At 71.0% G+C, this 16,381-nt stretch carries 18 protein-coding genes and 1 pseudogene; 18 read left to right on the top strand and 1 reads right to left on the bottom strand.

The window, feature by feature from the left end; all coding sequences use genetic code 11:
• Positions 1–3: 3 nt before the first annotated feature.
• The 18 genes and pseudogenes from B116_RS0106045 to B116_RS28915 all read left to right on the top strand — a co-directional run bounded on the left by B116_RS0106045 (position 4) and on the right by B116_RS28915 (position 15,303).
• Positions 4–1,269, top strand: a complete 1,266-nt coding sequence (locus B116_RS0106045) for a CaiB/BaiF CoA transferase family protein (protein WP_027659486.1) — start codon at positions 4–6, stop codon at positions 1,267–1,269.
• 83 nt (positions 1,270–1,352) lie between these two features.
• Entirely contained in the window at positions 1,353–2,093 is a 741-nt protein-coding gene (gene fabG, locus B116_RS0106040; protein WP_018719846.1) for a 3-oxoacyl-[acyl-carrier-protein] reductase, read from the top strand.
• Positions 2,090–2,518, top strand: coding sequence for a 3-hydroxyacyl-ACP dehydratase FabZ family protein (locus tag B116_RS0106035; RefSeq protein ID WP_027659485.1), 429 nt, complete (start codon positions 2,090–2,092; stop codon positions 2,516–2,518). Before fabG ends, B116_RS0106035 begins: the two co-directional genes overlap by 4 nt.
• On the top strand, positions 2,511–3,089 hold the full coding sequence (locus B116_RS0106030; protein ID WP_018719848.1) for a 3-hydroxyacyl-ACP dehydratase FabZ family protein: 579 nt from the start codon (positions 2,511–2,513) through the stop codon (positions 3,087–3,089). The genes B116_RS0106035 and B116_RS0106030 overlap by 8 nt, the downstream gene beginning before the upstream one ends.
• Positions 3,086–3,340, top strand: a complete 255-nt coding sequence (locus tag B116_RS0106025; RefSeq protein ID WP_018719849.1) for an acyl carrier protein — start codon at positions 3,086–3,088, stop codon at positions 3,338–3,340. The genes B116_RS0106030 and B116_RS0106025 overlap by 4 nt, the downstream gene beginning before the upstream one ends.
• A gap of 4 nt (positions 3,341–3,344) precedes the next feature.
• Positions 3,345–4,550, top strand: a complete 1,206-nt coding sequence (locus B116_RS0106020) for a beta-ketoacyl-[acyl-carrier-protein] synthase family protein (RefSeq protein WP_018719850.1) — start codon at positions 3,345–3,347, stop codon at positions 4,548–4,550.
• Positions 4,547–5,701: a beta-ketoacyl synthase N-terminal-like domain-containing protein gene (locus B116_RS0106015; RefSeq protein ID WP_027659484.1), complete on the top strand. Its 1,155-nt coding sequence runs from the start codon at positions 4,547–4,549 to the stop codon at positions 5,699–5,701. Before B116_RS0106020 ends, B116_RS0106015 begins: the two co-directional genes overlap by 4 nt.
• Positions 5,679–6,794 carry a beta-ketoacyl synthase N-terminal-like domain-containing protein gene (locus tag B116_RS0106010; RefSeq protein WP_027659483.1) on the top strand — a complete coding sequence of 372 codons (1,116 nt, stop codon included), beginning with the start codon at positions 5,679–5,681 and terminating at the stop codon, positions 6,792–6,794. The genes B116_RS0106015 and B116_RS0106010 overlap by 23 nt, the downstream gene beginning before the upstream one ends.
• Positions 6,791–7,789, top strand: a complete 999-nt coding sequence (locus B116_RS0106005; RefSeq protein ID WP_027659482.1) for a beta-ketoacyl synthase N-terminal-like domain-containing protein — start codon at positions 6,791–6,793, stop codon at positions 7,787–7,789. Before B116_RS0106010 ends, B116_RS0106005 begins: the two co-directional genes overlap by 4 nt.
• Complete coding sequence (locus tag B116_RS0106000; RefSeq protein WP_027659481.1) at positions 7,786–8,574, top strand: alpha/beta fold hydrolase; 789 nt, start codon at positions 7,786–7,788, stop codon at positions 8,572–8,574. The genes B116_RS0106005 and B116_RS0106000 overlap by 4 nt, the downstream gene beginning before the upstream one ends.
• A gap of 15 nt (positions 8,575–8,589) precedes the next feature.
• Positions 8,590–9,528, top strand: coding sequence for a thioesterase family protein (locus B116_RS0105995; protein ID WP_027659480.1), 939 nt, complete (start codon positions 8,590–8,592; stop codon positions 9,526–9,528).
• Complete coding sequence (locus B116_RS0105990; RefSeq protein WP_027659479.1) at positions 9,525–10,226, top strand: DsbA family protein; 702 nt, start codon at positions 9,525–9,527, stop codon at positions 10,224–10,226. The genes B116_RS0105995 and B116_RS0105990 overlap by 4 nt, the downstream gene beginning before the upstream one ends.
• Complete coding sequence (locus B116_RS0105985) at positions 10,223–10,957, top strand: class II aldolase/adducin family protein (protein WP_027659478.1); 735 nt, start codon at positions 10,223–10,225, stop codon at positions 10,955–10,957. The genes B116_RS0105990 and B116_RS0105985 overlap by 4 nt, the downstream gene beginning before the upstream one ends.
• A 23-nt stretch (positions 10,958–10,980) precedes the next feature.
• Positions 10,981–12,537 (top strand): AMP-binding protein, encoded by a 1,557-nt coding sequence (locus B116_RS0105980; RefSeq protein ID WP_027659477.1) that lies wholly within the window; start codon positions 10,981–10,983, stop codon positions 12,535–12,537.
• The gene (locus B116_RS0105975) at positions 12,534–13,802 is read left to right on the top strand and encodes a cytochrome P450 (protein WP_027659476.1); all 1,269 of its coding nucleotides are present in this window, start codon (positions 12,534–12,536) and stop codon (positions 13,800–13,802) included. Before B116_RS0105980 ends, B116_RS0105975 begins: the two co-directional genes overlap by 4 nt.
• Positions 13,803–13,967: 165 nt before the next feature.
• Positions 13,968–14,504 carry a hypothetical protein gene (locus tag B116_RS0105970; RefSeq protein WP_018719860.1) on the top strand — a complete coding sequence of 179 codons (537 nt, stop codon included), beginning with the start codon at positions 13,968–13,970 and terminating at the stop codon, positions 14,502–14,504.
• Between the two features lie 414 nt (positions 14,505–14,918).
• Positions 14,919–15,116 (top strand): annotated as a pseudogene (locus tag B116_RS28920) (DIP1984 family protein); the annotation flags it as partial.
• Between the two features lie 67 nt (positions 15,117–15,183).
• Complete coding sequence (locus B116_RS28915; protein ID WP_018719861.1) at positions 15,184–15,303, top strand: DIP1984 family protein; 120 nt, start codon at positions 15,184–15,186, stop codon at positions 15,301–15,303.
• 245 nt (positions 15,304–15,548) lie between these two features.
• On the opposite strand, the gene B116_RS0105960 is transcribed toward B116_RS28915, so the two are convergent.
• Entirely contained in the window at positions 15,549–16,340 is a 792-nt protein-coding gene (locus B116_RS0105960; protein ID WP_018719862.1) for an SIR2 family NAD-dependent protein deacylase, read from the bottom strand.
• Positions 16,341–16,381 lie beyond the last annotated feature (41 nt).

The raw sequence follows: 16,381 nt of genomic DNA, 5'->3' as shown, positions 1-16,381 counted from the left end.
CCGATGGCCGCCGAACTCTATCGAGATGCCGCCGACTTCTACCGGGACGCCCGGGACGACCTGGTCGGGCCCCTGGACGGGGTCCGGGTGCTCGACGTGACCAAGGTGTGGTCGGGACCGCTGGCCGGTGCTGTCCTGGCCGACCTCGGTGCCGATGTCGTCCGGGTCGAGCTACCGCACGGCCGTGACGGGGAGGTACCACCCCGGATCCCAGGTACGGGTCTGTCCTGGTTTCGGCAGACTGTCAACCGCAACAAGCGCAGCGTCGGGCTTGACCTACGCCGGACCGAGGGGCGGGAGAGCTTCCTGCGGCTGGTCGCCACCGCCGACGTGGTGGTGGAGAACTACAAGCCCGGGACGCTGGATGGCTGGGGGGTGGGCTGGGCACAGTGCCGGGCGGTCCGGCCCGACCTGGTCCTCGTCTCGATCTCCGGATGGGGGCAGTTCGGGTCCCGCCGGGCGGAGGCCGCGTACGACCCGGTCATCCAGGCGGCCTCCGGCTGGATGGCGCTCAACGGCACCCCAGACGGGGGCCCGGTGCGCGCACCGACGTTCCTCGCCGACGAACTGGCCGGTCTACACGGTGCGCTCGGCGCGCTCGCGGCACTGTGGCACCGGCAGCGGACCGGTGAGGGACAACACGTCGACGTGGCGATGTTCGACACGATGGTCGCCGGGAGCGCGGGCCTGCACACCCTCGCCGCCGCGGGCCGGCCGCCGCGGCGCTGGGGCAACCAGACCGACTTCGTGGTGCCGGCGAACGTCTACCCCTGCGTTGACGGGCAGGTCTACCTGGCTGTCGCGTTGGACCGGCACTGGCGGGAACTGGCCGAGGTGGTGAGCCGGCCGGAGTTGGCCCGGGCGGAGGGTTTCGCCCGGGCCGCCGATCGGTTAGTCAACCGGGTCGAGGTGGACGCGGTCCTCGCCCGGTGGTGCGCCACCCGGCCCACCGACGAGGTGGTCGCCGCCCTGGTGCGGCGGGGCCTGACGGCCTCGAGGGTACGTACCGTCGCTGAGGTGGCTGCCGACCCGTACTTGGCCGAGCGGGCGATGTTGCAGCCCACCTCGCTCTGCGACGGCAGTACCGCTCCGATCGTGGGGCCGGCGGCGAAGTTCTCCCGTACCCCGACCCGGGTCCGCCGGGGGGCACCCGAGCCCGGCGCGGACACCGCGCAGGTACTCGCCGAACTCCCCGCGCCCGACACCGGACACCAAAGCAAACATACGACACCGCTTGCTGACGGGTGTGCCGATGGTTCAGTATGTTGATCCGGGGGTAAATACAACACACCCGTCATGCCGCACGTTGTGTCGGGTACGTCCGGCAGGCGTCCCGACAGGGGAGGTTGGGCATGTCCACTCAGCTCCGAGCACTGGTGACCGGTGTCTCGCGTGGCATCGGCCGGGCGATCGCCCTACGCCTCGCTGCGCAGGGCTACGCGGTCGCCGGTTGCTACAGCAGCGACAGCGAGGCGGCGGCCAAGACCCAGGCGGAGGTGGCGGCGTTCGGGGTGCCGGTGTACGCCGCCGCGTGTGACGTGGCCGACCCGGCCGCGGTCGACGAGTTCGTCGGCGCCGCCGAGGAACGACTCGGCCCGATCAGCTGCCTGGTGAACAACGCCGGGATCACCCGGGACAGCCCGTTGGTGTTGGCCACCGAACAGGACTGGCAGGCGGTGCTGTCGACCAACCTGACCGGCACCTGGAACCTCTGCCGGGCGATGACGTTCCGTTTCATGAAGCGCCGCGCCGGCGTGGTGGTCAACATGTCCTCGGTGGCGGGCGTCTACGGCAACGCCGGACAGACCGCGTACGCGGCCAGCAAGGCTGGCATTGTCGGCCTGAGCCGTTCGCTGGCCAAGGAGGTCGCCGGGTACGGCGTCCGGGTGAACGTGGTAGCCCCCGGCTTCATTGAGACGGACATGACCGACGCTCTGGCGGGGAAGCTGCGTGACCAGGCGCTCAGCCAGATCCCGCTGGGTCGCTTCGGCCGCCCGGAGGAGGTCGCGGAGCTCGTTGCCTTCCTCTGCTCGGATCGCGCCGGTTACGTCACCGGTCAGGTCTTTCAGGTCGACGGGGGGATCACCCTGTGAGTGCCCCGACCACGACCCGACCCTGCCCACCGGGGGCCGCACCGTTGGCCGCTTTCGACGACCTCCAGGTCGGCGCCGACGGACCGCAGGTCGACGTGGTGGTGGGGGTGCCGATCCACGCTGATGACCCAAACCTGTGTGGGCATTTCCCCGGCTTCCCGGTGTTCCCCGGGGTGTTCGTCATCGAGGCGCTGGCGCAGGCCGTGGACGTGGCGCTGCGGACTCCCGGGCGGCCCCGCCTGCGGCTGGTCTCCGTCGACGCGGTGCGGTTTCTCGCCCCGCTGCTGCCGCCGGACCGGCTGACCCTCCACGTCGTCGCGACCGCCGAGGGGCCCCATGGCTGGTCGGTCCGGGCCTCGGGGTGCCGCGCCGACGAGATCACGGCGGTGACCATCCGAGCCCGCTTCGGAGACAGCGATGCTTGACCACCATCAGATCCGTGCGCTGCTACCGCAGCGCTACCCCCTGCTGCTGGTCGACCGGGTGCTCAGCATGACTCCGGGTACCCGCATCGAGGCGGTCAAGGCGGTCACCGGAAATGAGCCCTGCTACCGCGATCTGACCGACGCCGCCCCGCCCGGTGACTACGCCTATCCCGCCTCGCTCCTGGTGGAGTCGCTCGGGCAGACGGCGGCGCTGCTCTGGCTCGCCGACGCCGGCTCGCCGGTTGACGATGACTCGGTGCTGATGTTCGTCGGCGCGCGGGACATGCGTTTCGACGGCACCGTCTTCCCGGGCGATGTGCTTCGGCACACCGTCCGCCTCGAACGGGTGATCGCCGACACCGCCTTCGCCACCGGCGAGACGTACGTCGGTGACCGACGCGTCGCGCACGTTGGCACTCTCATGGCCGCCCGACGTTCGCGAACGGCGCTCGTGGCGCCGGCCAGGGCCGCCGCCCCGGGGCCACCGATGCCCCCGCAGCTCGGGAGCCGTCCCGGTGCGGGGAGTTCCCGGCTCCGTCATCCCTCCGCTGGAAAGGCTGACCTGTCATGACGCAGACCGACCCCCGTATGGCCGAACTTCGCGACATCGTGGCGGAGGTGCTGGAGCTCGAGTCTGAGGAGCTCACCGAAACCGGCGACTTCGTGGCGGACTACGAGGCCGACTCGCTGCGCGCCATCGAGATCCTGGCCCGGATCGACAAAAAATTCAAGATCGAGATCCCGCAGTCGGAACTGCCGCAGCTGAACAACCTCAAAGCGGTCTACGACGCGGTGGTGCGGCACTCAGCTGGCGGGGCTTGAGCCGGTGAACCGGGTCGTGGTGACCGGGCTCGGCCCGGTGTCCAGCATCGGCATCGGGGTGTCCGCGTTCACCGACGGCCTGCGCACGGGTCGGTCGGGCATCTCCCCGATCAGCAGCTTCGACGCGAGTGGTTTTCCGCACCGCAACGCCGGCGAGGTGCCCGACTTCCAGCCGGAACGGCTGCTGCGTCGGATCGACGCGGCACGGTGGGGTCGGTCCAGCCAGTTTGCGGCCGCGGCCGCGCGACTGGCCCTGACCGACTCCGGCCTCGACCCGGCCGCGGTCGAGGCCGACCGGGTCGGGGCGGTCGTGGGGACCACGAGCGGGGAGTCGGTCGTGGTTGAGGCGGTCACCGCACAGCAGGTGGAGGGCGGCTTCGATCAGATGGACCCCGACCTGCTCGGTCAGATCACAGCCGGCCGGCTCGCCCACGCGGTGAACACCGAACTGGAACTGACCGGGGAGTCCCTTACCCTGGCCACCGCCTGCTCGGCGAGCAACTACGCGATCGGTTACGCCTACGACATGCTGGCCACCGGCGAGGCCGACGTGATGTTCGCCGGCGGTGCCGACTCGGTGTGCCGCTGGGCGCATGCCGGCTTCTACCGACTGGGCGCGCTCACCGCGGACGCCTGCTCACCGTTCGATCGGGACCGCTCCGGCATCCTCACCGGCGAGGGTGGAGCGATCCTGATGCTGGAGAACCTCGACCAGGCCCGGGACCGGGGCGCACGGATCTATGCCGAGGTGCTTGGGTACGGGCTCAACTGTGACGCCAACCACCCGGTCGCGCCGGACCGGACCAGCATCGCCGAGTGCATGCGGATGGCGCACCGCAACGCCTCGATCAAACCCGAGGATGTGGACTACATCAGTGCCCACGGCACCGGGACGCCGGCCAACGACTCGGTGGAGGCGCACGCCATCCTCGACGTGTTCGGTGACCGGGTGCCTCCGGTCAGCTCGATCAAGTCGATGATTGGCCACACCATGGGGGCGGCCAGCGGGTTCGGTGCGATCGCCGGGACCCTCGCCATCGCACACGGGTTCCTGCCGCCCACGATCAATTGGTCGAATCCCGACCCGGCGTTGGACCGGCTGGATCCGGTGCCGAACACCGCCCGGACAGCCGCCGTCCGGGTGGTGCAGAACAACGGGTTCGCCTTCGGCGGTAACAACGCCATCGTCCTGATCGGAGCCGTGGAATGACGGGCGTCGTGGTCACCGGGTGGAGCGCGGTCGGCCCGGCCGGTGTGGGGCGTGCCGCGCTGGCCGACCGGCTGGCCGGTGCGCAGGTCGCGGTGCCCACGACCGACGGCCGCACGGTGCTGGCGGAGCCGGCACCGGCTACCCCGGTGGAGGTGACCACGCTGGTCGACGAGCCGCTGCCCACCCTGACCGGGCACGCCCGGGTCGACTTCGACGTCCGCGCCCATCTCGGGCGCAAGGGCACCAGCTTCTACGACCGGGCCACCGCGCTGGCGGTGGTGGCCTGCGGCGACGCCCTGCGGGACGCGCAGGCCGACGTGAACGACACCAACCGGGCCCGGCTGGGGGTGGTGCTCGGAACCTCGCTGGGCAGCTTCCGGTCCACCAGCGGTTACACCCGGGACACCCTGGTCCAGGAAAAGCCGTACCAGGTCAACCCGGTGCTGTTCCCGAACACGGTGATGAACTGTGCCGCGGGCCAGGCCGCCATCCGGTACGGGTTGCGGGGGGTGAACGCCACGGTGGCCACCGGCCCGCTGGCCTTCCTCGACGCCCTGCGCTACGGCAGCAACGCCATCACCTGCGGATACGTCGACGCGATGCTGGTGGGAGCGGTCGAGGAGTTCAGCCCACACCGGGCCTGGGTGACCTCGTTGACCGGGCGCCCGGGGCAGCAAGTGCCGACCGGGGAGGCAGCCACGGTGTTCCTGCTGGCCCGGACTGTTCGTCCAGACTGGACCGGCCCGTACCCGGAGGCCGAGATCCTCGCCCTCACCACTGCGTACGGGCCGGGCGGCGGCGCGGCGGCGGACCGGGCCCTGACCGGCTGTGTCCGGCGCGCGGTACGGCGGGCCGGGGTCGACCCGATCGAGATCACCGCCGTGTTGACCGGGGAGACGGAGCCGGACGACACCGACGAGTACGTCCCGGCCTGTGCGGCTCTCGGCCACCAGCCGACCCGGCTGCGGGTCAGCCGCCTCTTTGGCCGCTGCGATGCCGCCACCGGCGGCCTGGCCCTGGCCACCTTCCTTGCCGCCGCCCCGGCCGAGGCCGCCCCGACGCTGACGCTGTTGACCGCGCGCAGCCCGGACGGCGGCACCGCCGCCGCCATCGTCAGGGGGTGGTTCGGTGCCGGCGCGTCTGGTCGCTAGTGCGGTGCGGACCTGCCTCGGCGACGGGGCGGAGACCTTCGCCGCGCTGCTGGCCGGACGGAGCGGACTCGGGCCGCTGCGACACGGTGACCCGGCGGCGCTGAACGTCGCTCACGGCTACCACATCGACGACGGCGGCGCACGGGTGTGGGCGGCGAGCCGGTGGCTCGCCGACTGTGCCCGCCGGGCCATCGCCGCCAGCGGCATCGACCCGGCCGCGCGTCGGATGGTCGCGTTGGTCGGAACGGGTCTGCGGGAACTGGCCGCGGTGGAAGCCCTCGCCAGCAGTGGTCCACGGTTCCCGCTCCACCGGCTGCACTTCGGCGATGTTCTACGGGAGGCGGTGCCGGGGCTGCGGACGGTGCTGACACTGAGCAACGCCTGTAGTGCCGGCGGGCACGTCCTGGCCCTCGCCGAGGACCATCTGACGCTTGGGGAAGCCGACGCGGTGCTGGTCTGCGGAACCGACGCCACCACCGAATCGATGTTGGCGATGATCGGCCGGGTCGCCGACCAACCCACGGACGCGGTGCGTCCGTTCGACGCGGACCGGCAGGGGGTACTGCTCGGCGACGGTGCCGCCGCGGCCGTTCTGGTTCCCGACGACGACACCCGGCCGGCTGTGGCCAGGATCCTCGCGACCGGCCTGTCCTGCGACGCCCACCACGAGACCGCCCCCTCGGTGACGGGGATCGGCCGCGCCATGCGGGACGCGTTGAGTCGCGCCGGCCGCGTCGCGAGCGAGGTGGATCTGGTGGTGGCGCACGGTACCGGCACCGCTCTCAACGACCCCGCCGAGTGCGCGGCCCTGCGACAGGTACTCGTCGCGGCCGGCGGTGATCCGGTCGTCACCGCCGTCAAGGGGGCCGTCGGGCACACCTCCGGCGCCGCCGCCATGGTCAACCTCGACGTGGCCGCGCGCTGCCTGACCAGCGGGCAGGTGCCACCGGTGGTCGGGCTGCGTCGGCCGCTCCCAGACGGTTCCGGGCTGCGCTTCGCCACCGGGCCGACGGCGCTGGCCCCCGGGCTGGTGCAGTCCGAGGCCTTCGGCTTCGGTGGCGTCAACGCGGTCACACTGGTGGAGTCCGCGTGAGTAGCCCGGCCGCGGACCACCTTCCCGTCGTGGCCCGCACGACGGCGGCGCGGACCGACTCCTCGGTCCCCGCCCCGAGCGGCGACGCGGCTCCCGCACCCGGTACCGGTCCGACCGGCGTTCGGCTGGCCAGATGGGCGCTCCACCTGCCCGACTCGGACGCCCTCGCCGCCGACCTGGCCGACTGGTCGGGGGTCGCCGCGCGGCCACTGTTTGCGGCGCTGCGCGGCGCCGTGCCAGCTGACCGGGCGCGCGAGGTGCTTGGCCCCAAGGGGTTGCTGGCCAAGGAGCCGGCCACCCGGCTGGCGCTCTGCGCCGTCCACCGGGCCTTCGGTCTGCCCCGGGGCCGTCCCGCACCGGTGCAGGTCGACCCCGGCGTGGCCGTGGTGGTCGCGAGCAACCTCGGCAACGTCGCCACGGTAGCCGACGTGATCCGGACGGTGCGCCGCGACGGCGGTCGCGCGGTCAGCCCGCTGACCGCGCCGAATGCCTCCAGCAACGTGGTCGCCAGCACCATTGCCCTCTGGTACGGCTTCGGCGGTCCGAACCTGATGATCTGCTCCGGGTCCACCGCCGGTCTGGACGCCATCGATACCGCCGTCCGGCTGCTGCGTGCCCGCCGGGCCACGCGGGTGATCGTGGTGGGTGTCGAGCCGGCCGACGAGGTCGCCACCGACCTGCATCGGGCCGGCCGACCCGCTGCTCCGCTGCGCGCCGGGGCGGCCTGCCTGGTGCTCACGGCTGAGCCGGCCGTTGCGGAGCCGACCGTGCGGCCGGAGCCGGGTCCCCCCGCGCCGTACCGTCTCGGGCCGGACGGCTTCGACCCGGCTGCTCGGTGGGGCGACTGCTACGGCGCGGCCGGGGTGGTCAACGTCGCGCTGGCCGCGACCCTGCTGGCCGCCGGTGCGCCCGGTCCGGTGAGCGTCGGCTGCGGTGACGACATCGACGGCCGAAGGGCCGTCCGGCTCGACGAGGGGCGGAGGGCGGATCGGTGAAAAGTGGAGCGCCGCCGGTGCACGAGCTGAGCCCGGGGGCACCCGGAGGCGACCTGGTGGTGCTGGCCCACGGGCTGGAGGACTCGTGGGAGTCGTGGCGGCCACTCGCCCGTGCCTTCGACCCCCGTTGGCGGGTGCTGGTCCTGGACCTGCCCTGGCGGCCCGGGAACGACTACCGGTGGCGCCGGCAGGAGTCCGCGGCCGGTTGGCTGGCGGCCGGGCTGCAGCGGCTACCTCGGCCACCGGACACCATCGTGGCGCATTCCTTCGGGGCCAACGCGACGCTGGAGCTGCTGGCCGCCGGTCGCTCGTCGGCCCGGGCGACGGTGCTGATCTGCCCGCTCTACTGCCCGCCGGAGCAGCCCGTCACCTGGCAGGTCTTCGACCGGGCCCGGCGTACCTTCGACCGGCACATTCGCGACGGTCTTCGGTTGCGGCTGGGCCAGCGGCTTCGGACGTTGGACCAGGCCGTGCTGGACGGCATGATCACCAAAGCGATCGACCGGATCGGACCGGCCGGCTTCCTCACCGTCTTCGACCAGTTCATCGGCAGCGGCACCCTGGCCCTGACCACGGTCACCACTCCCACGCTGATCCTGGCCGGCGGGGCTGACCCGACCCTGTCCCCGGCGGCGGCGGCGACCCTGGGTCGGGACATGCCCCGGGCGACCCTGCTGGTGCACGAGCACTACGACCACTTCTGCCACGTTCGCCACGCCGTCGAGGTCGCCGAGCAGGCCACCCGGTTCGTCGGTGAGGTGGGCCAGGTGGCGGTACGTCCCTGACGGAGGAGCAGACGAATGACCAGTGCGCCCACCGCCCCGCTGACCGTCCTGGTCGGCCGGCCCCGCTACGAAGGGGCGAACATCCGCACCTGGATCGGCTTCAAGCACTTCATCTACCTGACCGAGGAGGCGGTTCTGCAGTGGCTGCGCGACCGCGGCCCGGGAGCGCGGGACCTTTTCCATGAGTACGGCCTCGGGGTGGAGGTCGTCGACTGCTCGGTGCAGCTGCCCGCGACACTGGAGGTTGACGACGAGGTCCGGGTCGAGGTGACCGGTGACTCGGGCGCCAGGCTAACGGTGCGGATGACGGTCCACCGCGGCGGGCAGGATCTGGTCGTGCTGCGGGGCAAGGTCCGTATCGCCCTCGTGCGGGAACCCACGGCGACGGTCTCCACTGCGGCACCCGAACACCTGGCGGACCTGGTGGTGCCGACCGTCGCCGCGGCCGGGGTGCCCGCCCGCGCGGACGACCGGACCATCGCCGCGGGCCAGAGCATCGCCGACGTGCTCACCCCGGTCGGCTCGAACACCTTCCTGTGGAGCTGGCGGGCCCCGTACTTCTACTGCCACTTCTCCGACCGGGTGCAGCACTCCGGGTTCGTCCGGGCGTTGGAGGAGGTGGTGGACCGGTTCCTCGCCGACCGGGGCATCTCCGTGGGGCGGCTGGTCCGCGAGCGGGCCTGGATACCGGTGGTTTCCCGGGCCCGGGTGCAGCTGGTGGGGACGGCCGGGATGGAGGAGCAGGTACATACCGTGCTGACCGTCGTCGACGTCTTACGTGGCGTCATGTTCGACGCCCGCATGGACTGCTACGTCCGCCGGGGTGACCGCCTGGTGCACACCGCTACCGCCCGGATCCTGCACGGCTACGCCATCAGTGGCGGTCCGCGCGCGGGGGAACTGGCCGAGTTCGACGACGAGGTGCTCCGCGCCCTGTCCGGGGGCGTGGAGTGAAGCGCCGACCTCGCCTCTACTTCTCGTTCCGCAGCCCGTACAGCTGGCTGGCGGTGTACCAGCTGCGGCAGGCGGTGCCGGACGTGTTCGACCGGCTCGACTGGTACCCGTACTGGGACCCGGACACCAGGACCTCGGCCACGCTGGCAGAGCGGGGGGCGGAGTTCCACTACGTGCAGATGAGCCGGGCCAAGCACCGGTACCTCCTGCTGGACACCAAGCGGCTGGCGGAGCAGATGGGTCTGGCGATGGCCTGGCCGATCGATGTCGACTCCTGGTGGGAACTGCCGCATCTGGCCTGGCTCTGGGCCCGCCGGCAGGGGCGGGCGGTGCAGTTCTACGACGCGCTGGTGACGGAGCGCTGGGTGCGTGGTGCGGACATCTGCACCCCCGAGGTGATCGGTCGGGCTGCCCTGGCGGCCGGCCTCGACGCGGCCGGCGCCCAGGCCGCCCCGAACGACGAGCAGATCCGGGAAGAGGCGGCCGGGTGCCTGGTCACCGCGTATGAGGACGACGTGTTCGGCATCCCGTACCTCCGGTGGGGCCGGCACCGGTTCTGGGGCCTGGACCGGGTCGACCACTTCCTGCGCGCCTGGCAGCCCGCCGGGGTGAACCACACCGGATCGGCCACCGACCCGATGGCCGGTGTCCCGGCGGGCGCGTCCTTCGACACCGACACCGCGGGAGGCTGCGGATGACCGGGCGAACCCCCACCGAGGAGCGTTTGCGGCGGCAGCGGCAGCTCGCCGCGACCTGCCGGCTCTTCGCCCGCCTCGGCTTCGACGAGGGCGCCGGTGGCCATGTGACTGCCCGCGATCCGGAGCACCCCGACCGGTTCTGGATCAACCCGTTCGGGATGCACTTCGGGCATGTCCGCGTCAGTGATCTGCTGCTTGTGGACTCGGCGGGCGCGGTGCTGGAGGGCGGAGGCCGGATCAACCCGGCTGGGTATGTCATCCATTCCCACGTGCACACCGCCCGGGCGGACACGGTGGCCGCCGCACACACCCACTCGACCTATGGTCGGGCGTGGTGCACTCTCGGCCGTCCGCTGAGCCCGATCACGCAGGACGCCTGCGCCTTCTACGAGGATCACGCGGTTTTCGACGACTACACCGGGGTGGTGTTGGCCGACGACGAGGGCAAGCGGATCGCCGAGGCGCTCGGGCCGGCCAAGGCGGTGATCCTGCGTAACCACGGGCTGCTCACCGTGGGCGGGTCTGTCGCCGAGGCGGCCTGGTGGTTCATCACGATGGACCGTAGCTGTCAGGTGCAGTTGCTGGCCGAGGCGGCCGGCAGTCCGGTGCCCATCGACCACGAGGCCGCCGCCGCGACGCGCGGCACGATCGGCACGCCGGAGATCGCCCGGCTGAACTTCCGCCCGCTGTACGCCGACATCGTCCGTGAACAGCCGGACCTCCTGAACTGAGCCGAGAACCCCGAAGGAGCGCCATGGTGGTAATGCTGACGGGTCTGCTGGCCGGCGGGGCTGGCGGACCGGCCCTTCGGGACTCGGCCGGTGAGCTGGACTGGTCGGCCCTGGATGCCCGGGTAAACCGCTGGGTCCGCCTGCTGCGCGCCGAGGATCTACAGGTCGGTGACACCATGGCCGTGGTCTGCGGCAACCGGCGGGAGACGTTCGAGGTGCTGCTCGCCGCCCTCCACACCGGAGTGACCGTAGTGCCGGTCAACTGGCACCTGACCGCACCCGAGATCACCTACCTGTTGTCGGACTCGGCGAGCCGGTTGGTGATCACCGAGCCCCGGTACGCGGCCGTGGTCGCTGAGGCAGCGCACTCCTGCCCCGCCCCGGTACGTGCCATGGTGACCGGCGAGCGGGAGCACGCCGGCTGCACCGCGGTCGAGCCGTTGCTGGCCGGACTCCCCGTCGCCGAGCCCACCGACCAGGTCTGCGGCTCCATCCTGCTGTACACCTCGGGCACGACGGGCGCGCCGAAGGGGGTGCGCAACGGTTTGTTCCGCGTCGGGGCGCCGTTCGCCCGGGTGGACCGACTGCTCGCCTACGCCGGGCGCGTCCTGGGGGTACCGGCCCGCGGCGCGGTGCTGCTGGTGGGGCCGTGGTATCACTCGGCGCAGGTGTTCTTCGCGTTGCTCCCCTTGCTGCGGGGCAGCCGCCTGGTGATGCACGACCGGTTTGACCCGGAATCCTTCCTGGCCGCCGTGGCGGAGCACCGAATCACCGCCTGCCACCTGGTCCCCACCCAGTTCGTCCGGCTGCTGCGGCTTCCCGCGGCTGTCCGGGCGGCGGCCGACGTCGGCAGCCTACGGATGGTCTGGCACGGCGGTGGGCCGTGCCCGGTCGAGGTGAAGCGGCAGATGATCGAGTGGTGGGGTTCGGTGGTGGTCGAGTACTACGCGGCCACCGAGGCCGGCGTGGTGACCCTCATGGACGCCGACAGTTGGCTACGGCATCCGGGCAGCGTCGGCCGTGCCGTACCCCCGAACGAGATCGTCATCGTCGACGACGATGGCAACCCGTTGCCGGCCGGCCAGGCGGGGCGGGTGTTCGTCCACCGGGTGGGGCAGACCTTCGAATACCACAACGCCCCGCAGAAGACCCGGGACGCGCACCTGCGCGCGGGGGTGTTCACCTACGGCGAGACCGGCTACCTGGATTCGGACGGCTACCTCTACCTGACCGGCCGGGCGGGGGACGTCGTGATCTCGGGCGGGGTGAACATCTACCCCGCCGAGGTGCAGACGGTGTTGCTGTCGCACCCGGCGGTCCGGGACGCGGCGGTGACCGGCGAGCCGGACGACGAGTACGGCGAGCGGTTGGTTGCCATCGTCGAGGTGGATTCGGCCCGGCTCGCCCCGGAGCGGGGCGGGGAGGTGCTCGCCGCGTTCTGCCGACGTTCGTTGGCCGGGTTCAAGGTGCCCAAGCGGTGGCGTTTCGTCCCGGAACTACCCCGTGACGGCACCGGCAAGTTGCGCCAGGAGGTGCTCCGCGGGTTGTTGGGCACCGGGATTTCAGGAGGCCGGTCATGAGCACGGAGATTGTGTCGACGGGCAACCGTGCGGACATCGCGCACCCCGCGACGTACGCCGCCGGGGTGCCGTACGCGGAGTTTGCCCGGCTACGGCGTGAAGAGCCGGTCAGCTGGGTGCCGGAGGCGCCGCTGTGGCGGCGCTCCGGTGAGGGGCGGATCCTCAGCCAGGGCCCCGGCTTCTGGGCGGTTACCACCCACGAGGGGGTGGTCGCCGCGTCTCGGCAGCCGGAGGTGTTCTCCTCCGGCCGTCAGGGTGCCTTTCTGGCGGATCCGCGTACCACCGCGGACCTGGAGCAGGCTCGTCAGCTGCTCGTCAACATGGACGCGCCGCAGCACGCCCGGGTCCGCAGGCTGGTCACCGCGGTGTTCACCCCCCGGGCGATCCGGGCACTCGGCGAGAGTGTCACCGCGCACGCCCGGAATCTGGTCGAGCGGGCGGTTCGGCAAGAGGAGTGCGACGTGGTTGCCGACCTCGCGGCTGAGTTGCCGTTGCTGGTCCTCGCGGATCTGCTCGGTCTGCCCCGCGAGGATCGGCACCTGCTCTACCAGTGGAGCAACAACCTGGTGGGCTTCGACGACCCGGAGTACGGCGGAGGCGACGTCGAGGCGTACCGGAGGACGTTTTTCGAGGCGTTCCAGTACGCGCTCAGCGTGGCCGACGAGCGGCGTCGTGCACCGCGCGAGGACCTGATGACGTTGCTTGCCACCGGTGAGGCGGACGGTCGACGGCTGACCGACCGAGAGTTCTGCAACTTCTGGTTGTTGCTGGTGGTAGCCGGCAACGAAACCACCCGACACCTCATCACCGGCAGTGTGCTGGCGCTGGTCGACAATCCAACGCAGCGTGAGCGGTTGGTCGCTGACGACACACTACTGCCGTCGGCGGTGGAGGAACTGCTGCGTTGGGTTAGTCCGATCATGCAGTTCCGCCGTACCGCGATCGTGGACACCGAGCTCCACGGCACGCCGATCGCCGCCGGTGACAAGGTGGTGCTCTGGTACGCCTCGGCCAACCGGGACGCCGCCGTCTTCGAGGCTCCAGACGAACTGCGGCTGCACCGGAACCCGAATCCGCACCTGTCCTTCGGGATGGGCCCGCACTTCTGTCTCGGGGCGCATCTAGCCCGACTGGAGGCGAGAGCGATGTTGCGGGAACTGGCGCCGCATTTGTCACGTTTTCGACTGAGCGGTCAGGTCGTCCGGCTGGAGAGCAACTTCGTCAACGGCGTCAAGTCCCTGCCCGGGAGCTTTACTGGGCAGTGAACGCATGTCGTATGTGTTGTTTTTGTTGTCTGCTGGCAACAAACATGCCATACTCCCCTGGCCTCTGTCGCGTGGTCAGCCCAATCCGCTAGGCTGAACGAGCCGTGGGGCTGACCACACTACCGATTGGTGTGCTGCCATGTGACCTTACGTGGAGGGTTGGCGATGGGTGACTACACAATCACCATCAGGGCTGAGGAATCCGGGACGGAGACCGTTGTCTCTGTCGACGTGGATGGCTCAACGCCGCGAATTGTTGAACTGGCCATGCGGGCCGGCAACGGCATTTCGGCACCGACCCTGCCGTCGTTCGATCTCAACCTGCTCCTGCGGGCGCTGTTTCCGTCCGCTACCACCGCCGTCGTCCCACCGGCTCAGGGCGAGGAAGCCGTCGAGGTGCCCAGCGAGGCGGCCGAGTCCGGTGTGGAGCAAGCACCCCGTCCGGCGCGGAGTGCCGACGGTAAACGTGGGGCCCGGTCGGGGTCGGGCCGTGCCAGTGGGGCCGGTGCCGCACGTCGTCGCACCGAGGCCTCGGTGCCAGAAGGTCGGGTCTACCGGCGGATGCCGGATGACGTGGTCGAGGTCTTCAATCGCATGGGCACGGTGACCGCTGTCGCCGAGCACTACGGCGTGCCCCGGCACACCGCCCAGGGCTGGATCGGTCGGCTACGCCGTCGGGGCGACTTCTCCGCGGCCTCCTGACTCCGGCCCCCGTGCTCAGAGCTGGCCAGTTCCCCGATGTCACCGTCGGGAGTCCCGCTGTTGGCTCAGTCTGTCGCTTCGCGCAGGGTGCGGGTCGGGCCCGTTCGCGCCAGGTCCGCTGGGTGAGCTGACTCAGCAGGTGCCGTTCGAGATGATCGATGTGGTCCTGGCTCAGACCCGTTGTCTGTAGCAGCGGGGTGCGGGGCCCGCCCTCGCGGCTGGTGGTGTCTGCTGATCTGCGCGATCGACGGCATCACGCGGCAACCGGCCGGCAGCGCTGGGCTGAAGCGCTCATGCTGGTGATGCCGCCGGCATCACCAGCACCGTGACGACCGCTCGCCGCCCGCATTCGGTCATCCTCCTAGGATGGTCTAGGGGGTGTGAGGTCTCCGAAGGACAACCCTGCGACATCGAATGCCTCGCCCGTACCGGGCTCGCCGCGGCCGATCGATACGACTTCGCGCCCGCTTCCTTACCGACGTGGACGAGGTGCTCGGTGAGCTGGAGTCGTTGATCCAGCGGATCAATCGCACCAACGCGGCAACAGCCGTGGCGGGGATGGGAACGCTCACGGACGCACTCGCGCGTCGTGACGTGCTCCGGCTGCGGCATAGCCTGGTCACCTCCGCCGCGGGGGAAGGCCAACGTGGATATCGGCAGCTGCGGTCGGAGTTTGAAGATGATCCCGGCGCTGCCAGTGGTGGAGTTGCGGAGGCAGGCGGACGTTCTGGCCCGGCAGTTGCGCGAGGTGGACACGCTGATCCAGCGCACGAACTGGGAGGCCGAGCTGCTGGACTGAACGGTTGCGGTGCAGGTAGCCGATGTGGAGGCGTACACAAAACCGCAAGCCGGCGGTCAATCCGGCTCACTCCCGGCGCGCCGAGGGCGGGCGTGGGGTTCAACTCCCCGACGCACATCGCATGCCCAGCACGGCACACAGGTGACGGCGAACAGGGTACGGCACATCACCGGGTGTAGATCCACGACGGCGAGGGCGGGACAGGGGATTCCGCAACCCAGGGCGCCACGACGGCATCGACCCGCTCAGGTGGAGGTGCAGTTCCTCCATGCGGCTGCGACCAGGGTCGGGAGGACCTGTGCGGCGGTGCCGCGCAGGTTGATGGTGGCGATCCGGTCGAGTGGGGTCGACTGGGGGTTGACCTGGATCACGGTGGCGCCTGAGCCTGCCGCGATCCGGGGGATCTCGGCGGCCGGGTACACGACGCCGGAGGTGCCGACCGTCAGCAGCACGTCGCAGGCGGTGGCGGCTTCGACCGCTGCGGTCAACGCGGCCTCGGGCAGTGCCTCACCGAACCACACCACGCCTGGGCGGACGAGCGCCCGGCAGGAGGCGCACCGGGGTGGCGAGATGCGGCGGCCTTCGTGCGGTTCTGCGGCCTCGCCGTCGGGTGGGTCCGGGAAGGTTGCCGGGTGCGCAGGCACCGCCACGCAGCGGGGTGTGAAGAGGCTGCCGTGCAGGTGGATCGCGGCCGGGGTTCCGGCGCGTTCGTGCAGGTCGTCGACGTTCTGCGTGATGACGGTAGTGTCGGGGGTTCGGGATTCGATGGTGGTGATGGCCAAATGCCCTGAATTGGGCTCGGCTCGGCGTACCCGGGCACGTCGCCATTCGTACCAGCCCCAGACCAGGTCCGGATCGGCGTGGAACGCCTCCGCGGTGGCGAGCTGCTGGGCGTCGAAACGCGCCCACAGGCCGGTGAGGTCGTCGCGGAAGGTGGGCACGCCGCTCTCCGCTGAGATGCCGGCGCCAGTGAAGATGACGACCCGGCGGGCGTCGCTGAGGATTTGGGCAGCTTGGTGTGGCAGAACACCTTCCATGCGAGGAGATCCTGCCACGTCCGCCTGCTGGAGTGGACCCA

This window comes from Salinispora fenicalii, from assembly GCF_000514815.1.
GTDB lineage: Bacteria > Actinomycetota > Actinomycetes > Mycobacteriales > Micromonosporaceae > Micromonospora > Micromonospora fenicalii.
This window is presented reverse-complemented; position numbering and strand designations above follow the sequence as displayed.